The organism is Pseudomonas sp. PS01303, assembly GCF_029959385.1.
In the GTDB taxonomy this organism is placed as follows: domain Bacteria; phylum Pseudomonadota; class Gammaproteobacteria; order Pseudomonadales; family Pseudomonadaceae; genus Aquipseudomonas; species Aquipseudomonas rustica.
This window is the reverse complement of record NZ_JASCPK010000015.1, coordinates 1-14,967: the sequence shown is the minus strand read 5'-3', so window position 1 is coordinate 14,967 and position 14,967 is coordinate 1. Positions and strand designations below refer to the sequence as shown.

Sequence of the window (14,967 nt, the reverse complement as noted above, 5' to 3'; positions counted from 1 at the left end):
CTTCGGCAGCTCCTACATTGGTAAGCGTAAATCCTGTAGGAACTGCCGAAGGCTGCGATCTTTTGATCTTCAGCCCTTCAATCCTTTAAGCACCAAATCAACATTCCCCTCCAGCTCCGCCACCGGATCCGCCGCATCGGTACTCAACACCACCAACCGACTTCCCGAGGCCGCCACCGCCGCTTTCACCGCATCGGAAGGCTGACGATGATGCAGCACCACCGCGACGTCATTGTCCCTGAGTGTCGCCGTCAGTTTCTGCAGATCCTCAGCCGTCCATTCCGCATCCGGCCGTGGATCCTGGCTGACCAACTCCAGATTGAGGCTGCCAATCAAATAGCCAAAGTGATCACTCAAACTCATCACACTCAGATTATCCGCGCTGGCCAACTTCGCCTCGCTGTCGGCACTGAGTTTGAGCAAACGCTGTTTCAACGCCGCCAGATTCGCCTCTATTTTCGGCTTGGCGCTCGGTGCCAGACGCACCAGATCCGCCGCCATCACGTCGGCCATGCGCCCCATGTTGTTGCTCGCCAGCCACGGCTGACTGTTCAAACCGTCCACCTTCAGATCCGGCTGCACAGCGATGCCGGGCAGGGCGCCGTCCACCGGGCGCGCGGCGTCGACTTCAATGATACGGATATTGCTGCGCCGAGAAATCGGGTACAGCGGATCATCGGCCCACAGCGAGCGCACGCCGATCACCGCGTCGGCGTCGGTCGCCTGTTTGCTCAGCGCCGGCGCGCCGCGTCCGGTGAAATAAGCGGTCTGGCGACTGCCCGGCAGATTCGCCGGCGCCGCGCGTTCGAGCTTGACATCAGTGCCTTTGAGCAACACTTCGCCCAAGCCGTAAGTGATCGGCAACGAGGCCAGCACGTGCAGCGGCTTGGTGCTTTCGGCGGCGAACAACGGAGTGCTGACCGCGCCACACAGGGCCATGGCCAAGGTCAGTTTGCGCATTGAAAAAGTCATTTATCCAAGATTCCCTTTCAGACTCGGGACGACGCCGCGCGCGATGGCGGCGAGGGCGAAGGCGATGCCGGCAACCAGAATGATCGCGGCGCCGGACGGAATCGGCAGATCGAAAACGATTGGCGCGAGAATCCCGCACAAGGTGCTCACAGTAGCGATCGACACTGAACACCAGAAAAAGCCCTTGAGCGACTGGCTGAGCAAGCGTGCCGCAGCGGCCGGAATCACCAACAGCGCACCGACCAGAATCGCACCGATGACTTTTACCGCCGCTACAGTGATCAAGGTCACCAGAATCACGAACAGATAATCCAGGGTCTTCACCGCGACGCCGCGCACCGCCGCCAGTTGCGGGTTGAAACTGGCGAGCATGATGCGGTTGTACAGCGGCAGTGCCAACGCCATGACCAGCGAGCCGACGATGGCCAGCACCGCCAGGTCATTGCCGTTGACGGTCAACACCGAACCGAACAGCACGTTCTCCAGAATGTGCACGTTGATCTTGCCGGCGAGAATCAGCAGCAGGCTCGCACCCAAGGCCAGCGACACCGAGAGGAATACGCCGATCAAGGTATCCGGCGCCAGACCGGTGCGGTTGCGCAGGTAATTGAGCAGGATGCCGAACAACAGGCAGTAACCGAACAGACTGCCGTACGGCCCGGTGTAGGGTTCGCCAAGCAGAATGCCAATGGCCACGCCGGTCAGCGCGGCGTGACCGACTGCTTCGGAGAAAAACGCGAAGCGCTTGACCACCACCAGCGTGCCGAGGCCGCCGAGCACCGGGCCGATCAACAGGCCGGCGAGCAGCGCATTGACGACAAAACCGTAGGCCAGCGCTTCCGGCAGATAACCGGACGAGGCCCAGCCTTGAACCATCAAACGAAAGGCTTCGTAACTCATCAGCTCGCGCTCCGTGGATGGGTCGAAAACAGTGTCAGCAGACGCTCCGGGGTCAACGCCTCGCGAGGTGTGGCGTCGAACAGCACGCGACGATTGAGGCCGGTGACGCGATCGGCCAGACGGCCGACGGCTTCCAGATCATGTTCGATCCACAACACGGTGATGCCGGCCGCGCGCCAATCGCCGAGCAGGCGTTCGAACACCTGAATCCCGGCTTCGTCGAGGGCCGACATCGGCTCATCAAGCACCAGCAATTGCGGCGCCGGAATCAAACCCTGTGCGAGCAAAACCCGCTGCCGCTCACCGCCGGACAGCGCGCCCATGCGCCGCTTGCGCTTGTCCTGCATGCCGACGCGTTCCAGCGCATCGCCGATGGCGCCGGCGTAGTGTTTGCTCAAACCGAGGAACGCCGGACGACGCTGGCACATCGCGGCCATGAAATCGTCGACAGTCATCGGCAGGCCGCGATCGAATTCCAGCGCCTGCGGCACATAACCGACGGTGCCGGGCTCGCCGGGCCATTGCAGGCTGAGCTGGCCTTGATGCGGCATCTGCCCGAGCAGGGTTTTGATCAACGAACTCTTGCCGCCACCGTTCGGGCCGACCAATGCGTGTACGTTGCCGGGCTGCACCTGAAAAGTGACCTTGTCGAGGATCGTCGTCCGCCCCAGCGTCAGACAAACCTCCGCAAAATCCAGCGTCGGCCCCGAAACCTGTAGGAGTGAGCCTGCTCGCGATAGCGGAGTGTCATCCAACAATGATGCTGGCTGATCTGGCCCCATCGCGAGCAGGCTCACTCCTACAGGGGATTCGGTGTTTTCGGGAGAGAGGGTTTCTTTTGAAGTCATGCCCCCGACTCCTGAATCGCCCGCACCACGGTGTTGAGGTTGCCGGTCATTTCCTTTTCGTACTTGTCGGCGGTGTATTCGCCGTAGGAAATATGCGACAGCGGGTACAGCTTCACCCCGGATTCACGCTGAATGGTATCGACGTAACTCGACGGGAAATCCATCTCCGAGAAGATCACTTTCACGTCCAGTTCGCGCAGTTGATCGATGGTCTTCTTCAACTGGCTCGGGCTCGGCTCGATGCCGTGCGCCGGCTCAACCACTGCTGTCACTTCCAGACCGAATTCACGCAGCAGGTAGTCGTAAGCCGCGTGCACCGTAGCCACGCGCAACTCGGCGTTCGGCGCCTCGGTCAGCTTGGCCAACGCATCGGCGCGCATCTGCCGCAGGCGTTTGCCGTAGGCGCGGGCGTTCTGCGTGTAGGTTTTGGCGTTGTCCGGGTCGAGTTTGCCCAGTTCGCGGGCGATGTTGTTGACCTGGGCGATCGAGGCGCTGATCGACAAGAACGTGTGCGGGTTGACCACTTTGCCGGCCCCGCGCGCGGCGACCCCGGTGGCGGCCAAGAGCGGCACGTTTTCGTTGGCTTCGATGGTTTTGACGTTCGGCGTTTCGCTGGCGGCGATCATCCGGTCGGCAAAATCATCATGGCCGACACCGTTGAGCACGATCACGTCCAGTCCGCTGATGCGCTTGATGTCCTCGGCGCGCGGCTCGTAGGCGTGCGGGTTGAAACCGGCCGGAATCAACGGCACCACTTCGGCTTTGTCGCCGACGATGTTCGCCACATAGCTGTAATACGGGTGCAGGGTGATGCCGATGCGCAGGCGTTTGGCGGGATCGGCGCTGGCCAACGGGCTCAGCAGGCAGGCACAGAGACCGGCTAAAAACAGACGCAACAACGGACGGCGGGACGATGAAATAGACATGGGCAAACGGTCTTCTCTCGGGTGAGGGCGAGGAATCAATGGCGATGTTCGCGGGTAACCCCGGCATCGTATTGCGCGACGATCTGTTTCCAGCCCGACGCGGACAGGGCGGCGTCGGTCAGTTCGGTCGGCACTTTGAGATCGGCATCGCGGTTGAGCCAGATGTCCGGTGCAGCGCTGTTATCGGTGCTCAACAGCATCACGAACGAACCGGCGACGGCGGGTGCCTGGCTGTGGCCGAAATAGGCAGTGTCGGCCAGCAATTGCCAGGCATGACCGCCGCGACTGACCGAACTCGCATCCTGAGCAAACGGCGCGAAACCTTCGTCAGCCAGATTTTTTGGGGTCGGCAAGGTTTGCTGTTCTTCGCGCAGCAGACGGATTTCGTCGAGGGTCACTCGCAGATCGGCGTAGATGCCCTGCTCGGAAGCACTGAGATCGCGGCGCGCATCGAACTGATGGCTGGCGACCGGTTCTGGCTCATGCGACACCCCGCGCCACGCCACCACCGAACCGGCGACCGCCAGAATCAGCAGGCACAACAGCAACACATTGAGGGTTTCATGGCCGGCACCGGCCGGGCGGACGACTTGCGTGGTGGGCGTACTCATGGGGCCTCAATATCCGCTTGGTCGATTTCGACGACGTGGCCGGGGCCCGCGTCGAACAGCACGTAGAATTCGGCGCCGGGCTTTTTGAAGGTCAGCGTCGAATCGCTGCCAAGCTTGCCCGGCACAAGAATCGTTTCGTCGTAACCGATCACGTCGAGGGTCACGCCGGGGGCGCCGCTGCCGTCGGAAAAACCACCGGTGCATTTGATCTGGTCGGCGTCGATGGCTTTGCATTCGCACATCGGGTTATGCGCCAGAGCGCTGCCAGTGAAACCGGCGCAAAGCACCAGCAACGCGGCGCTCAGCCGCAGGCGGGAAGGGCGTTGCGAGCGGGTCATGGTTTGGCTCCTTGTTGAGTCAGCCAGGCGATGGTGGCGGGGGAGGCCTGGCTCAGGGGAATCGAGGCCTGATGCATGCTGCCGTCCCAGCCTTCCATGGTGATCCACAGTTCGGCGTCGGCTTTGGTTTTCTCCGGCACCGGCAACTGCGCGCCCATGCGATACGGCGCGCCGAAGAAAATCACCCCGGCGGCGCGCAGGCTGCGCGGTTTGCCGATGCGCAGATAAGTGGCTTTGACCTTGTCGATGCAAGCATCACAAAGCGCGGCGTTGAAGCCTTTCATGTAGCCGGCCGGGCCCTCCAGACGTGGCGCCTCGTTGCGCAATTCGGCGAGACGCAGGCTCCACGGGCCGACTGCGATTTCGCCGACTTCGCGTTCACCGAGGCCGGCATCGCCGCGAAACAGCGCGACATCGGCGAAGTATTTCGGCATGAAACCCAGCGGGATCAGCAGCAACAGCACGTTGATGTGGAAACGCCATTTGTGCCAGAACACGCTCAAGCGCGACGGTTGCGGCAAAGCTGCGGACTTGCTCATGGGTTGACCTCCGACGTTTCCCGGCGCATCGCCGGTTGCGCCTGCACGCGGTTTTTCTTCGATTCACGCTTGAGTGCATTGGCCGTGGCCAGCGCCGTGCGTTTGGTCCAGATCAACAAACCGCTGAGCACCATCATGCTCAGCAGCAGGCCGAAGAAGAACCAGATCAACTTGATCCACAGCCCGCCAAAGTCGCCGGTGTGCAGCGGGCGCATGGATTCGGTAACGAATTCCAGCGACGTGCGGTCGCTCAACAAACGTGAAGTGGCCAACTCACCGCTGTAAGGATCGAGCGTCGCGGTCTGGAACATCAACGGATACCAGCCGCGACCGCCGACGTTGAGGTGGGTATAGGCGTTGGCCGGCAGGCTGACGAAGCTGACTTCGAGGCCGGGGATTTTCTCTTGGGCGATTTCAATGGCGCGATCCAGACTGATGCGCGGCGGCGGGCTGCCGTCGGCCGAGATCGGCACCCCTTCACGGGACATCGCCGGAATGATCGGTTCGCTGGAGATGGAAATGTGGTTGTCGAACAGCAGTGCCTGAATCAGGAACCAGGTGCCGGTGATCGAGATCACGGCGATAAACCAGATCGACCAGATGCCACTAAGGCGGTGGAAATCGCCCCAGAAGATTCGCGCGCCGTGGCGAAAGCGCAGGGTCGGACTAAAGAATCCTTTCCAGAAGCGTTTATAAACCACCAGCCCGGTGACCAGCGAAGCCAGCAACGGCAGACCGAGGAACGACACCAGGTACCAGCCCCAACTGAAACCGTTGGTGAACGGCACCAGCCACCAGCCATGCAGCGCGCGGGTAAAGGCCTGGAAGTTGAAGTCGGGCGCGACTCCCTGAATCACCCCGGTATACGGGTTGACGTAAACGGTCTGCTCGCGGCCGTCCGGGTAGCTGACCTGCACGTCCAGGGCAAAATGCGACTCATCCGGGCGGCTGATGCTCTCGACCACGGTGCGTGGTTCGGCTTTTTTGATCGCCGCGAGTACCTGGTCGTAGCTGAGCAGCGGCGCGTCGTCGGTCGGTTGGCTGGCGCGCATTTGCGGGTTGGCCAGCCAGACGATTTCCTGGCTGACCACCGCCAGCGTGCCGGTGACACAGACGATCAGCACAAAGAACCAGATCGGCAACGCCAGCCAGCTATGAACGAGGAACCACAGTTTGGAGCGGGATTTCTTCGACATGATTGCGCGTCTTGATTTCGATGGAAGGGCGCGGTACCACGGGCTTCGCAGCACAGCAGTCCCCGAACGACCGGTCGTGGCTTTTGCCTACGCGAACGGCCTGCATCTCTATAAGACGAATGAGCGACGCAAATCCCGAAAGGCGATATGAAAGCAAATGTTTCGCAATCCGCCGAATTATCACGGCCCCTTGTAGGAGTGAGCCTGCTCGCGATGGCGTCGCGTCAGTCGATTAATTTATTGGCTGTTATATCGCTATCGCGAGCAGGCTCACTCCTACAAAAGCGTAGGGCGGGGGGATTGAACACGTTTCATGATCTGCGCCATCACTGTCTGGCAATTGATGGGCGGCAGCGCCTGCCTATGATGGCAATCACTTGGATTGCTTGAGTGAATGCCCTGATGAGCCCCAGAGCCCTTTACGACAAACACATCGATTCCCACACGGTCTGCCGTCTCGACGATCAGGGGCATGTGCTGCTGTATATCGACCGTCAGGTGATCAACGAATACACCAGCCCGCAAGCGTTCAGTGGCTTGCGCGCGGCTGGGCGCGAAGTGTGGCGGCCGGGCACGGCGCTGGCGGTGGTCGATCACGTCAACCCGACCACGCCGGTGCGCATCGCCGCGATGCCCGATGCCGGCGGTGCGCGGCAAGTGTCGTATCTGGCGGAGAACTGCCGGGACTTCGGCATCGAACTGCTGGATATCCTCGACAAGCGCCAAGGCATCGAACACGTAATCGCCCCCGAGCAAGGCTTCATCCTGCCGGGCATGGTCATCGCAGCCGGCGACAGCCACACCACGACTTATGGCGCACTTGGCGCGTTCGGATTCGGCATCGGCACCTCCGAGATCGAGCACCTGCTGGCCTCGCAGACACTGGTCTACAAACGCCTGAAAAGCCTGCGCGTGACGGTGGATGGCGAGTTGGCGCCGGGCCTGACCTCGAAGGATGTGATCATGGCGCTGATTGGCCAGATCGGCGCGTCCGGGGCCACCGGTTACGCCATCGAATTCTGCGGTTCGACCATCGATGCCTTGAGCGTCGAAGCGCGCATGACCATTTGCAACATGGCCGTCGAGGCCGGTGCGCGCGGGGCCTTTATGGCGCCGGACGAGAAAGTCTTCAGCTACTTGAAAGGCAAACCGCGCGCGCCCCAAGGTGAGCTGTGGGATCGCGGCGTGGAAAAATGGCGCGAATTGCGCAGCGATCCCGACGCGGTGTTCGATCGCGAAATACACCTCGACGCCAGTGGGCTGGAGCCGATGGTCACTTGGGGCACCAGCCCGGACCAGGCCGCAGTCATCGGCGCGCGGGTGCCGGATCCGCAAACGATCAGCGATCCGATCCTGCGTCAGGACATGCGCCGCGCCCTCAACTATATGGGCCTCGAAGCGGGCATGGCGCTCAGCGACATCGTCATCAGCCACGCTTTCATCGGTTCATGCACCAACGCGCGGATCGAAGATTTGCGGGATGCCGCCAGCGTCGTGCGCGGGCAACGCGTCTCCGAGCACGTACGCGCGATGATCGTGCCCGGCTCCAGCGAAGTGCGTGCGCAAGCCGAAGCGGAAGGGCTGGCGCAGATTTTTCTCGACGCCGGTTTTGAATGGCGTCAGTCCGGCTGCTCGATGTGCCTGGCGATGAACGACGACGTGCTCGCCCCCGGCGACCGCTGCGCCTCCAGCACCAACCGCAATTTCGAAGGCCGCCAGGGCGCCGGCGCACGCACGCATTTGATGAGTCCGGCAATGGTCGCCGCTGCTGCGATCAGCGGTCGACTCACCGACATCCGCCACTTTGGAGAACGCCCATGAGCCTGCAACCCTTCACTCAAGTCAGCGGTCAGGCCGCGCCGTTTCTGGCGGCCAACGTCGACACCGACGTAATCATGCCGAAACAGTTTCTCAAGGGCATCGATCGCCAAGGGCTGGATCGCGGGGTGTTTTTCGATCTGCGGTTTTTGGCCGATGGCAGGCCCAATCCTGATTTTGTGCTCAACCAAACGGCGTGGCAGGGCGCGAATTTTCTGGTGGTCGGGCCGAATTTTGGCTGCGGTTCCAGCCGTGAGCATGCGGTGTGGGGGTTACAGCAGTTGGGCGTTCGCGCGTTGATCGGCAGCAGTTTTGCCGGGATCTTTTATGACAACTGCCAGCGTAACGGGGTGTTGTTGATCACCCTGGAAGAGGCGCAGGTGCAGCGGATCGGAGCGCTTGTCGGTCAGCCTGAAACGGCGCGGATCAGCATTGATCTGCAAGCGCAGCAGATTGGTTTGGCGGATGGCAGTGTGATCGATTTCCAGATCGATACCCTGCGCAAAACCTCGCTGTTGCTGGGGCTGGATGCGATCGGCAGCACCTTGCAACGCCGCGAACAGATCCACGAGTTCGAACGCCAGCACCTGGCCAGTAATCCATGGTTGTCCTGACCAAAAAGATCGCAGCCTGCGGCAGCTCCTACATGGAACACATTGCCCTGTAGGAGCTGCCGCAGGCTGCGATCTTTTGATCTTCTAAACAGACAACTCTTTGAAGTGTTCTTGCAAGAATTCCACACACGCCCTCAACTTCCCAGAATTCGCCAACCGCGTCGGGTACACCGCCCAGACATTCGCGCTCTGCCCGTAATCCTCCAGCACCTGCACCAGCAACCCTTGCTCCAGCAACGGTTTCACATCCCACAGTGAACGCAGCAACACCCCACGCCCATCCAGCGCCCATTGCAGAACGATCTCGCCATTGTTCGACGACAACGGCCCGCTGACCCGCACACTTTCCTGCCCGCCCTCGCGATCCAGATTCCAGATGCCGAAGGCGTTGTCGCGTTCCTTGATCACCAGACAGTCGTATTGCTGCAAGTCCTCCAGCGTCAGCGGCGTGCCACGTCGTTGCAGATAATTCGGCGCTGCACACAGCACGCGCCGATTGCTCACCAGACGTCGACCGATGTGCTGCCCGGGAATGTCGTCGCCGACGCGGATCTCCAGGTCGAAACCTTCGTTGATGATGTCCACCACCCGATCAAACAGGTCGAGACGAATCTGCAGTTCCGGGTAGCGCTCGGCCAGCAACGACACCGCTGGCGCCACGTGATTGCGACCGAAACCGAAACTGCTGCAGATGTGCAAACGCCCACGCGGGCTGTCGTGGGCGTCGGAAAGTTCGTCGTGCAGTTGCTGGAAGTCATCAAGAATGCGCAACGCCCAGCGCTGCACACGCTCGCCATCCTCGGTCAGCGAGACGCGCCGACTGGTGCGATGCAGCAGGCGCGTGCCAAGGGTGGTTTCGAGAATCTGGATGCGTTTGCTGACGTAGGCGGGCGACAGGCCCAACTCATCGGCCGCGGCGGCAAAGCCGTTTTTGCGGATCACGGTGAGCAGCACACGCAGGTCTTCGGGCAGGGGCACGGAGTCTTTCTTCTGGGACATGTCAAAACGCACGCTGGCGGCAGAAGCCGCCAGCATAGCACCGCGATTTACAGGCTCTGTTCAGCGCAGGAAGGCCAGCGCTTCTGCAAGCAACAGTCCGGGGACTTCTTCGGCGATGTAATGGCCGGCGGGCAGGGCCTGGCCGGTGACGTTCGTCGCCACTTGCTGCCATTCCTTGAGCGGATCGAAACAGCGGCCGACGGTGCCTTCGGCGCCCCACAGCACCCGCAGCGGCAAACCCAAATGATGATGGGCGGCGATGTCGGCGCGGTCGTGTTCCAGATCGATGCCGGCGCTGGCGCGGTAATCTTCGCAGATGCCGCGTGCGCTGCCGGGTTGTTGCAGGCAGCGGCGGTATTCGCTGAAGGCTTCGTCGGTGAACGGTTTGAGGCCGGCGCTGCGACTGCCCATCACGCTGCGCAGATAACCTTCCGGGTTGGCTTCGATCAGCGTTTCCGGCAGTGGCGCCGGGCGAATCAGGAAGAACCAGTGCCAGTAGGCGCGGGCGAAGGCTTCGTTGGTTTGGGTGTACATCGACAGGGTCGGGGCGATGTCCAGCAGCATCATGCGTTGCACGGCGGCGGGGTGGTCGAGGGCGAGGCGATGAGCGACGCGCGCGCCACGGTCGTGGGCGAGGATCGAGAATTGCTCGAAGCCCAGCGCTTTCATTAAGTCGACGTTGTCGCGGGCCATTTCGCGTTTCGAGTAGCTGAGGTGCAACTCGTCAGCGTCGGGGCGACTGCTGTCGCCGTAACCGCGCAGGTCGGCGGCGACCACGGTGAAATGTTCGGCGAGTTGTTCGGCAATCTTGTGCCAGATCACATGGGTCTGCGGATGGCCGTGCAACAGCAACAGGCCCGGCCCGCTGCCGCCGACGCGGTAGGCAATGTCGACGCCATTGACGTGGCGCTGGTCTTTGAGGAATCCGGCAAACATCGGGCTGATCCTTGTTTCAGGGTTCTTGTGGCCTGCATCCTGAAAGCGTCCGGGGTTTGGGGCAAGGCGCAAAGCGTGATGGGCGGGTTCATGAAGTGTGATTTGTTTGTCAGTACCGGCCCCATCGCGAGCAGGCTCACTCCTACAATTGGAATGCAGTCCCCCTGTAGGAGTGAGCCTGCTCGCGATAGCGCCTATGCAAACACTGCAAAACCTAACCCTGGCTAAACATCTCCATCGCTCTTTGCCTGATCTGCTCCTCAGTTAAATCCTCCTTGCGCGAGGCCAGAAACCACAGATGCCCATACGGATCCTTCAACGTCCCGCTGCGATCGCCGTAAAACTGATCCTTGACCTCCGACACCGATGTCGCCCCGGCATCCAGCGCTCGCTGAAATGACTTGTCGACATCCGTCACATAAAGATGCAAACCGACTGACACCGCGTTATCCGGACTGCTCAACGGCCCTTGATCACACGGCGAACCGAGCATGATCGCGCTGTCACCAATGCGCAGTTCGGCGTGGCCGATGCCGCCGTCGGGCATGGACAGGCGCATGACTTCGGTGGCACCAAACGCTTTTTTGTAGAACTCGATGGCCTCGGCGGCTTTGTGAATGCCGAGGTAGGGGGTGATGCTGTGATACCCCTCGGGAATGGGTTTGACGCTCATGACCTTCTCCCTGATTGTTGTTTTGCGAGGTGAAGAATCACTATAGAACTGTCCGCGCACACCAGACTTTTGCCCGACGAGCAGCACCAAAATTGAGCGATGGAAACCAGCCTTTGTGGCGAGGGGATTTATCCCCGTTGGGCTGCGAAGCAGACCCTAAGTCAGTCAATGAGGTATGTCTGAGGGAATAGGGATGCAGGTTTTGGGGCTGCTTCGCAGCCCAACGGGGATAAATCCCCTCGCCACAGGGTTTTCCATCAGTCTTTAGGGAAGTGCGGGCCAGGGCCCTGTTCACCCAGCACATCGCCCTGATTGCGCAGCGGGCAGGCCTCCATTGAAAGGCAACCACAACCAATACAGCCATTCAACCGATCCCGCAGCAGCATCAACTGCTCGATCCGTTCATCCAGTTCCCGCCGCCACTGCTCGGACAACACCCGCCAATCCGCCGCCGTCGGTGCGCGGTCATCCGGCAAAATCTTCAGCGCTTCGCCAATTTCCGCCAACGGAATCCCCAGCCGTTGCGCAACCTTGATCAACGCCACCCGCCGCAGCACCCCACGCGGATAGCGCCGCTGATTGCCGGCATTCCGCTGGCTCTTGATCAGTCCCTTCGATTCATAGAAGTGCAGCGCCGTCACCGCCACGCCACTGCGCGCCGCGACTTCGCCAACCGTTAGCTGCTTGTGCACCTGTTCTTTGCTGATCATTGAAAACAGCTCTTGACCTTGACTTAACTAGAGGTTTTACCCTGCAGGCCTTCGAGTCGCAAGATTCGCCTTACAGCCAAGTGGGGACTTTCATGCAAGCAACAGCGAAAAATCGCAGTTTCACCCAGTTGATCGAATTCGAGATCGAGCCACGCCAGCAGCCGGCATTGGTCAATGCGCTGTCGGTACAGACTGAACGTCTGGCCCAGCGCTACGCGGGATTTGTCAGTGCCAGCGTGCAGGCAAGCGACGATGGCCGGCGCGTATTGAGTTTTCTGCAATGGCAGACCCGCGAGGCGGGGGAGGCGGCGTTACGCAGTTTCGAGAGCGGCGAGCAGGATTTCTGGCAGTTGATCCACACGCATCAAGCGAAAACCATCACCTTCAATTCCTTTCAGGTGCTAAGCAGCATCGCCCGCAGTCACGACGATGCGCTGCACTGCAATCTGGTCGGCTAGATCGACAGTTGAAGCAGGCGTTCGCCGTGCAGATTGGTCGGCGCACGGCGCTTGTTCACTGCTAACTCACCGATCTTGATCAACCGTGTGCGCGTGACGTTGCGGCTCAGGCCGAGCAGGGCGGCGGTGTGCACTTGGTTGTAGTGGCAGAAGCGGTAAGCCGCGCGCAGCAACGCGTCTTCGACTTTTTCGTGGAGGGCGCCGGCCTGTTGCGCGAAGAGTTTTTGGAAGGCCTGCTCCAGCAACGCTTCCGGTGAGTCGTCAGCGCTGTTGTGATGATCGTCCGGGCGTTCGATGCGCAGATTGGACAGGCGCAAATCATCGCGTTCAATTACGCCGTTACGGCAGATCAACAAGGTGTGATGGATGACGTTTTCCAGTTCGCGGATGTTGCCCGGCCAACTGTAGCCGCGCAGTTTGTGCTCGGCGCCGGGGCTGATGCTGACTCGCCCGTAACCGAGACGCTGACTGTAGGCCTCAATGAAATGCCGGGTCAGCGGCAGGATGTCGCCGGGGCGATCACGCAACGGACTCAGTTCCAGATTGACCACGTTGAGGCGGTAATACAGATCCTCACGGAAATTGCCGGCATTGATGGCTTTTTCCAGTTGCACGTTGGTCGCGGCCAAAACCCGCACATCGATCGGAATGCTTTTACGCGAACCGAGCCGCACCACTTCGCGTTCCTGCAACACGCGCAACAACTTGACCTGAATCGCCATCGGCAGATCGCCGATCTCATCGAGAAACAAGGTGCCGCCGTCCGCCTCTTCGAACCAGCCAGCCTTGGCGCTCAAGGCGCCGGTGAACGCGCCTTTTTCATGACCAAACAATTCGGCCTCGACCAGCGACTCGGAAAACGCGCCACAATTGACCGCGATAAACGGCCGATGGCGACGGTTGCTCAGGTTATGAATATGCCGCGCCACCAACTCCTTGCCGGTACCGGTCTCGCCGATGATCAGCACGCTGGCCTCGCTCGGTGCAACCTGTTGCAAATGCGCGAGCAGGGCTTGGGACTTCGGATCTTCGAACACCTGCGCGGTGGCACGGATCGACGTGGCCAGCGCGGGTGAGGGCGGTAAGGTCAGCAGTTGCATGGGCTCGTCCTTCTTTTTAGTTCAAATGCAGACAGGTCAGGAATAGAAAGTCGGCACCGGCAGCGACTGGTTCAGCGCCCAGTCGCCCAGTTCATGGAGTTTGTAATCCAGCGGATCGTGCAGGGTTTGCGTGCGCAAGTTGCGCCAGTGCCGGTCGAGACGCAGCGAGGCGTGGGTCGAGCGCGCGCCGGTGACTTCGAACAGACGGCTGCAAATCTCCAGACCCTGACGGCTGGCCGCGACTTTGGCGGTGGCAATCGCCGTGGCGACATGCCCGCGTTCTTCGGCGCTGAGGTTTGCGCCTTTCGCCCACGCTTCATCCAGCAACGCCGCCGCGCGTTCGACCAATAAACGAATGCCTTCGAGGGCCACCCAGAACTCGCCGAAATGCGCGAGCACATATGGGTCTTCACTGACTTCGCGCGCCGAGGATTTGTGCCAGAGCCGGGTTTCCTTGAGGGTGTACTGCCGCGCTTCTTCGAATGCACCTTCGGCAATCCCGAGAAACATATGCGTGAAAGTCAGCTGCGCGATCAGTGGTCGCAAGCAAGCGAACGGCGTGCTCAGCGGGCCCGGATCAAGCAGCAACTCCGACTCTTCGACACGCACCCGTTCGAATGTGGCGCTGCCGCTGTCGGTCTGACGCTGGCCGATATTGTTCCAGTCGTTGTGCAAAGTGATGCCGCTGCGGCCGCTGGGAATCGCCGCGATCAGCAATTTGCCGCCCGCGCTTTCATCGACTGCCGAAGCAATCAACATCTGCGAATCGCTGGCGCCGGAGCAGAAGCTTTTCTTCCCGGAAAACTCACGCCAGCCACCAAGGTTTTTGACCACGGTGCGGGTGTCGAGCGGGTTCAGCGCGTTGCCCCAGAACCAGTTCTGCCGCGCGGTCTGTTCGAACCACGGCTGCCATTGTTCCGGTCGCGAGAACAGGCGCACGGTAGCGAGCATCAGATGATGAAAGCCGAAGACGTGAGCGATAGAGCTGTCGACCTTGGCGAACTCGCGGACGATCTGCAGGGTTTCACTCCACGTCGCGCCGAGGCCGCCGTAGCGGGCGGGAATGCTCAGGGCCAGCAGGCCGCTGTCACGCAGAGCATCGCGCTCGGCTTTCGGCGTGCCACCGCGCTCGTCGCGTTCGACGGCGGTCAAGGCAAACTCGGCGGCCAGTTGGCGGGCGGTTTGCAGCGGGGATAACAGGGTACTTTGCGGTTTGGCGGTCACACCAACACTCCTGAATTTAATCTTCCTGTGCAGGAGCTGCCGCAGGCTGCGATCTTTTGATCCGGTTTTTTAGAAAATCAAAGTCAAAAGATCGCAGCCTGCGGC

Annotated in this window: 17 protein-coding genes; 3 read left to right on the top strand and 14 right to left on the bottom strand. The window is 60.9% G+C overall.

Annotated features, from left to right (window positions below; translation table 11 throughout):
* Positions 1-69 precede the first annotated feature (69 nt).
* The 8 genes from QMX93_RS07560 to QMX93_RS07525 are packed head-to-tail and all read right to left on the bottom strand — an operon-like array spanning position 70 to position 6,330.
* Entirely contained in the window at positions 70-972 is a 903-nt protein-coding gene (locus tag QMX93_RS07560) for a zinc ABC transporter substrate-binding protein (protein ID WP_282354210.1), read from the bottom strand.
* Entirely contained in the window at positions 973-1,872 is a 900-nt protein-coding gene (locus tag QMX93_RS07555) for a metal ABC transporter permease (RefSeq protein ID WP_159815147.1), read from the bottom strand.
* The gene (locus QMX93_RS07550; RefSeq protein ID WP_282354209.1) at positions 1,872-2,720 is read right to left on the bottom strand and encodes a metal ABC transporter ATP-binding protein; all 849 of its coding nucleotides are present in this window, start codon (positions 2,718-2,720) and stop codon (positions 1,872-1,874) included. Before QMX93_RS07550 ends, QMX93_RS07555 begins: the two co-directional genes overlap by 1 nt.
* Positions 2,717-3,646 (bottom strand): metal ABC transporter substrate-binding protein, encoded by a 930-nt coding sequence (locus tag QMX93_RS07545; RefSeq protein ID WP_159815145.1) that lies wholly within the window; start codon positions 3,644-3,646, stop codon positions 2,717-2,719. Before QMX93_RS07545 ends, QMX93_RS07550 begins: the two co-directional genes overlap by 4 nt.
* Before the next feature lie 35 nt (positions 3,647-3,681).
* Complete coding sequence (locus tag QMX93_RS07540) at positions 3,682-4,257, bottom strand: DUF6162 family protein (protein ID WP_282354202.1); 576 nt, start codon at positions 4,255-4,257, stop codon at positions 3,682-3,684.
* Positions 4,254-4,595, bottom strand: coding sequence for a hypothetical protein (locus QMX93_RS07535; protein WP_053122197.1), 342 nt, complete (start codon positions 4,593-4,595; stop codon positions 4,254-4,256). The genes QMX93_RS07540 and QMX93_RS07535 overlap by 4 nt, the downstream gene beginning before the upstream one ends.
* Entirely contained in the window at positions 4,592-5,134 is a 543-nt protein-coding gene (locus tag QMX93_RS07530; protein WP_053122195.1) for a hypothetical protein, read from the bottom strand. The genes QMX93_RS07535 and QMX93_RS07530 overlap by 4 nt, the downstream gene beginning before the upstream one ends.
* A complete protein-coding gene (locus QMX93_RS07525; protein ID WP_282354195.1) occupies positions 5,131-6,330 on the bottom strand; it encodes a PepSY domain-containing protein in 1,200 nt (399 codons plus the stop codon). The genes QMX93_RS07530 and QMX93_RS07525 overlap by 4 nt, the downstream gene beginning before the upstream one ends.
* A 402-nt stretch (positions 6,331-6,732) precedes the next feature.
* Here QMX93_RS07525 and leuC point away from each other — a divergent pair, with 402 nt between their 5' ends.
* The gene (gene leuC, locus QMX93_RS07520; RefSeq protein ID WP_282354194.1) at positions 6,733-8,151 is read left to right on the top strand and encodes a 3-isopropylmalate dehydratase large subunit; all 1,419 of its coding nucleotides are present in this window, start codon (positions 6,733-6,735) and stop codon (positions 8,149-8,151) included.
* Positions 8,148-8,762, top strand: a complete 615-nt coding sequence (leuD, locus tag QMX93_RS07515) for a 3-isopropylmalate dehydratase small subunit (protein ID WP_282354191.1) — start codon at positions 8,148-8,150, stop codon at positions 8,760-8,762. Before leuC ends, leuD begins: the two co-directional genes overlap by 4 nt.
* Before the next feature lie 84 nt (positions 8,763-8,846).
* Here leuD and QMX93_RS07510 read toward each other — a convergent pair whose 3' ends face one another.
* The 4 genes from QMX93_RS07510 to soxR form a co-directional block, all read right to left on the bottom strand.
* Positions 8,847-9,797: a LysR substrate-binding domain-containing protein gene (locus QMX93_RS07510; RefSeq protein WP_282354188.1), complete on the bottom strand. Its 951-nt coding sequence runs from the start codon at positions 9,795-9,797 to the stop codon at positions 8,847-8,849.
* A gap of 24 nt (positions 9,798-9,821) precedes the next feature.
* Positions 9,822-10,697, bottom strand: coding sequence for an alpha/beta hydrolase (locus QMX93_RS07505; RefSeq protein WP_282354186.1), 876 nt, complete (start codon positions 10,695-10,697; stop codon positions 9,822-9,824).
* Between the two features lie 214 nt (positions 10,698-10,911).
* Positions 10,912-11,370 (bottom strand): VOC family protein, encoded by a 459-nt coding sequence (locus QMX93_RS07500; protein ID WP_282354184.1) that lies wholly within the window; start codon positions 11,368-11,370, stop codon positions 10,912-10,914.
* 257 nt (positions 11,371-11,627) lie between these two features.
* Positions 11,628-12,080 (bottom strand): redox-sensitive transcriptional activator SoxR, encoded by a 453-nt coding sequence (soxR, locus tag QMX93_RS07495; protein WP_282354182.1) that lies wholly within the window; start codon positions 12,078-12,080, stop codon positions 11,628-11,630.
* 92 nt (positions 12,081-12,172) lie between these two features.
* Between soxR and QMX93_RS07490 the strand changes: the two genes are divergently transcribed.
* Entirely contained in the window at positions 12,173-12,538 is a 366-nt protein-coding gene (locus tag QMX93_RS07490; protein ID WP_212543664.1) for an antibiotic biosynthesis monooxygenase, read from the top strand.
* Here QMX93_RS07490 and QMX93_RS07485 read toward each other — a convergent pair.
* Positions 12,535-13,638, bottom strand: coding sequence for a sigma-54 dependent transcriptional regulator (locus QMX93_RS07485; RefSeq protein WP_159815682.1), 1,104 nt, complete (start codon positions 13,636-13,638; stop codon positions 12,535-12,537). The two genes, QMX93_RS07490 and QMX93_RS07485, sit on opposite strands and share 4 nt — an antisense overlap.
* Before the next feature lie 36 nt (positions 13,639-13,674).
* Entirely contained in the window at positions 13,675-14,862 is a 1,188-nt protein-coding gene (locus QMX93_RS07480; protein ID WP_282354174.1) for an acyl-CoA dehydrogenase family protein, read from the bottom strand.
* Positions 14,863-14,967: the final 105 nt, after the last annotated feature.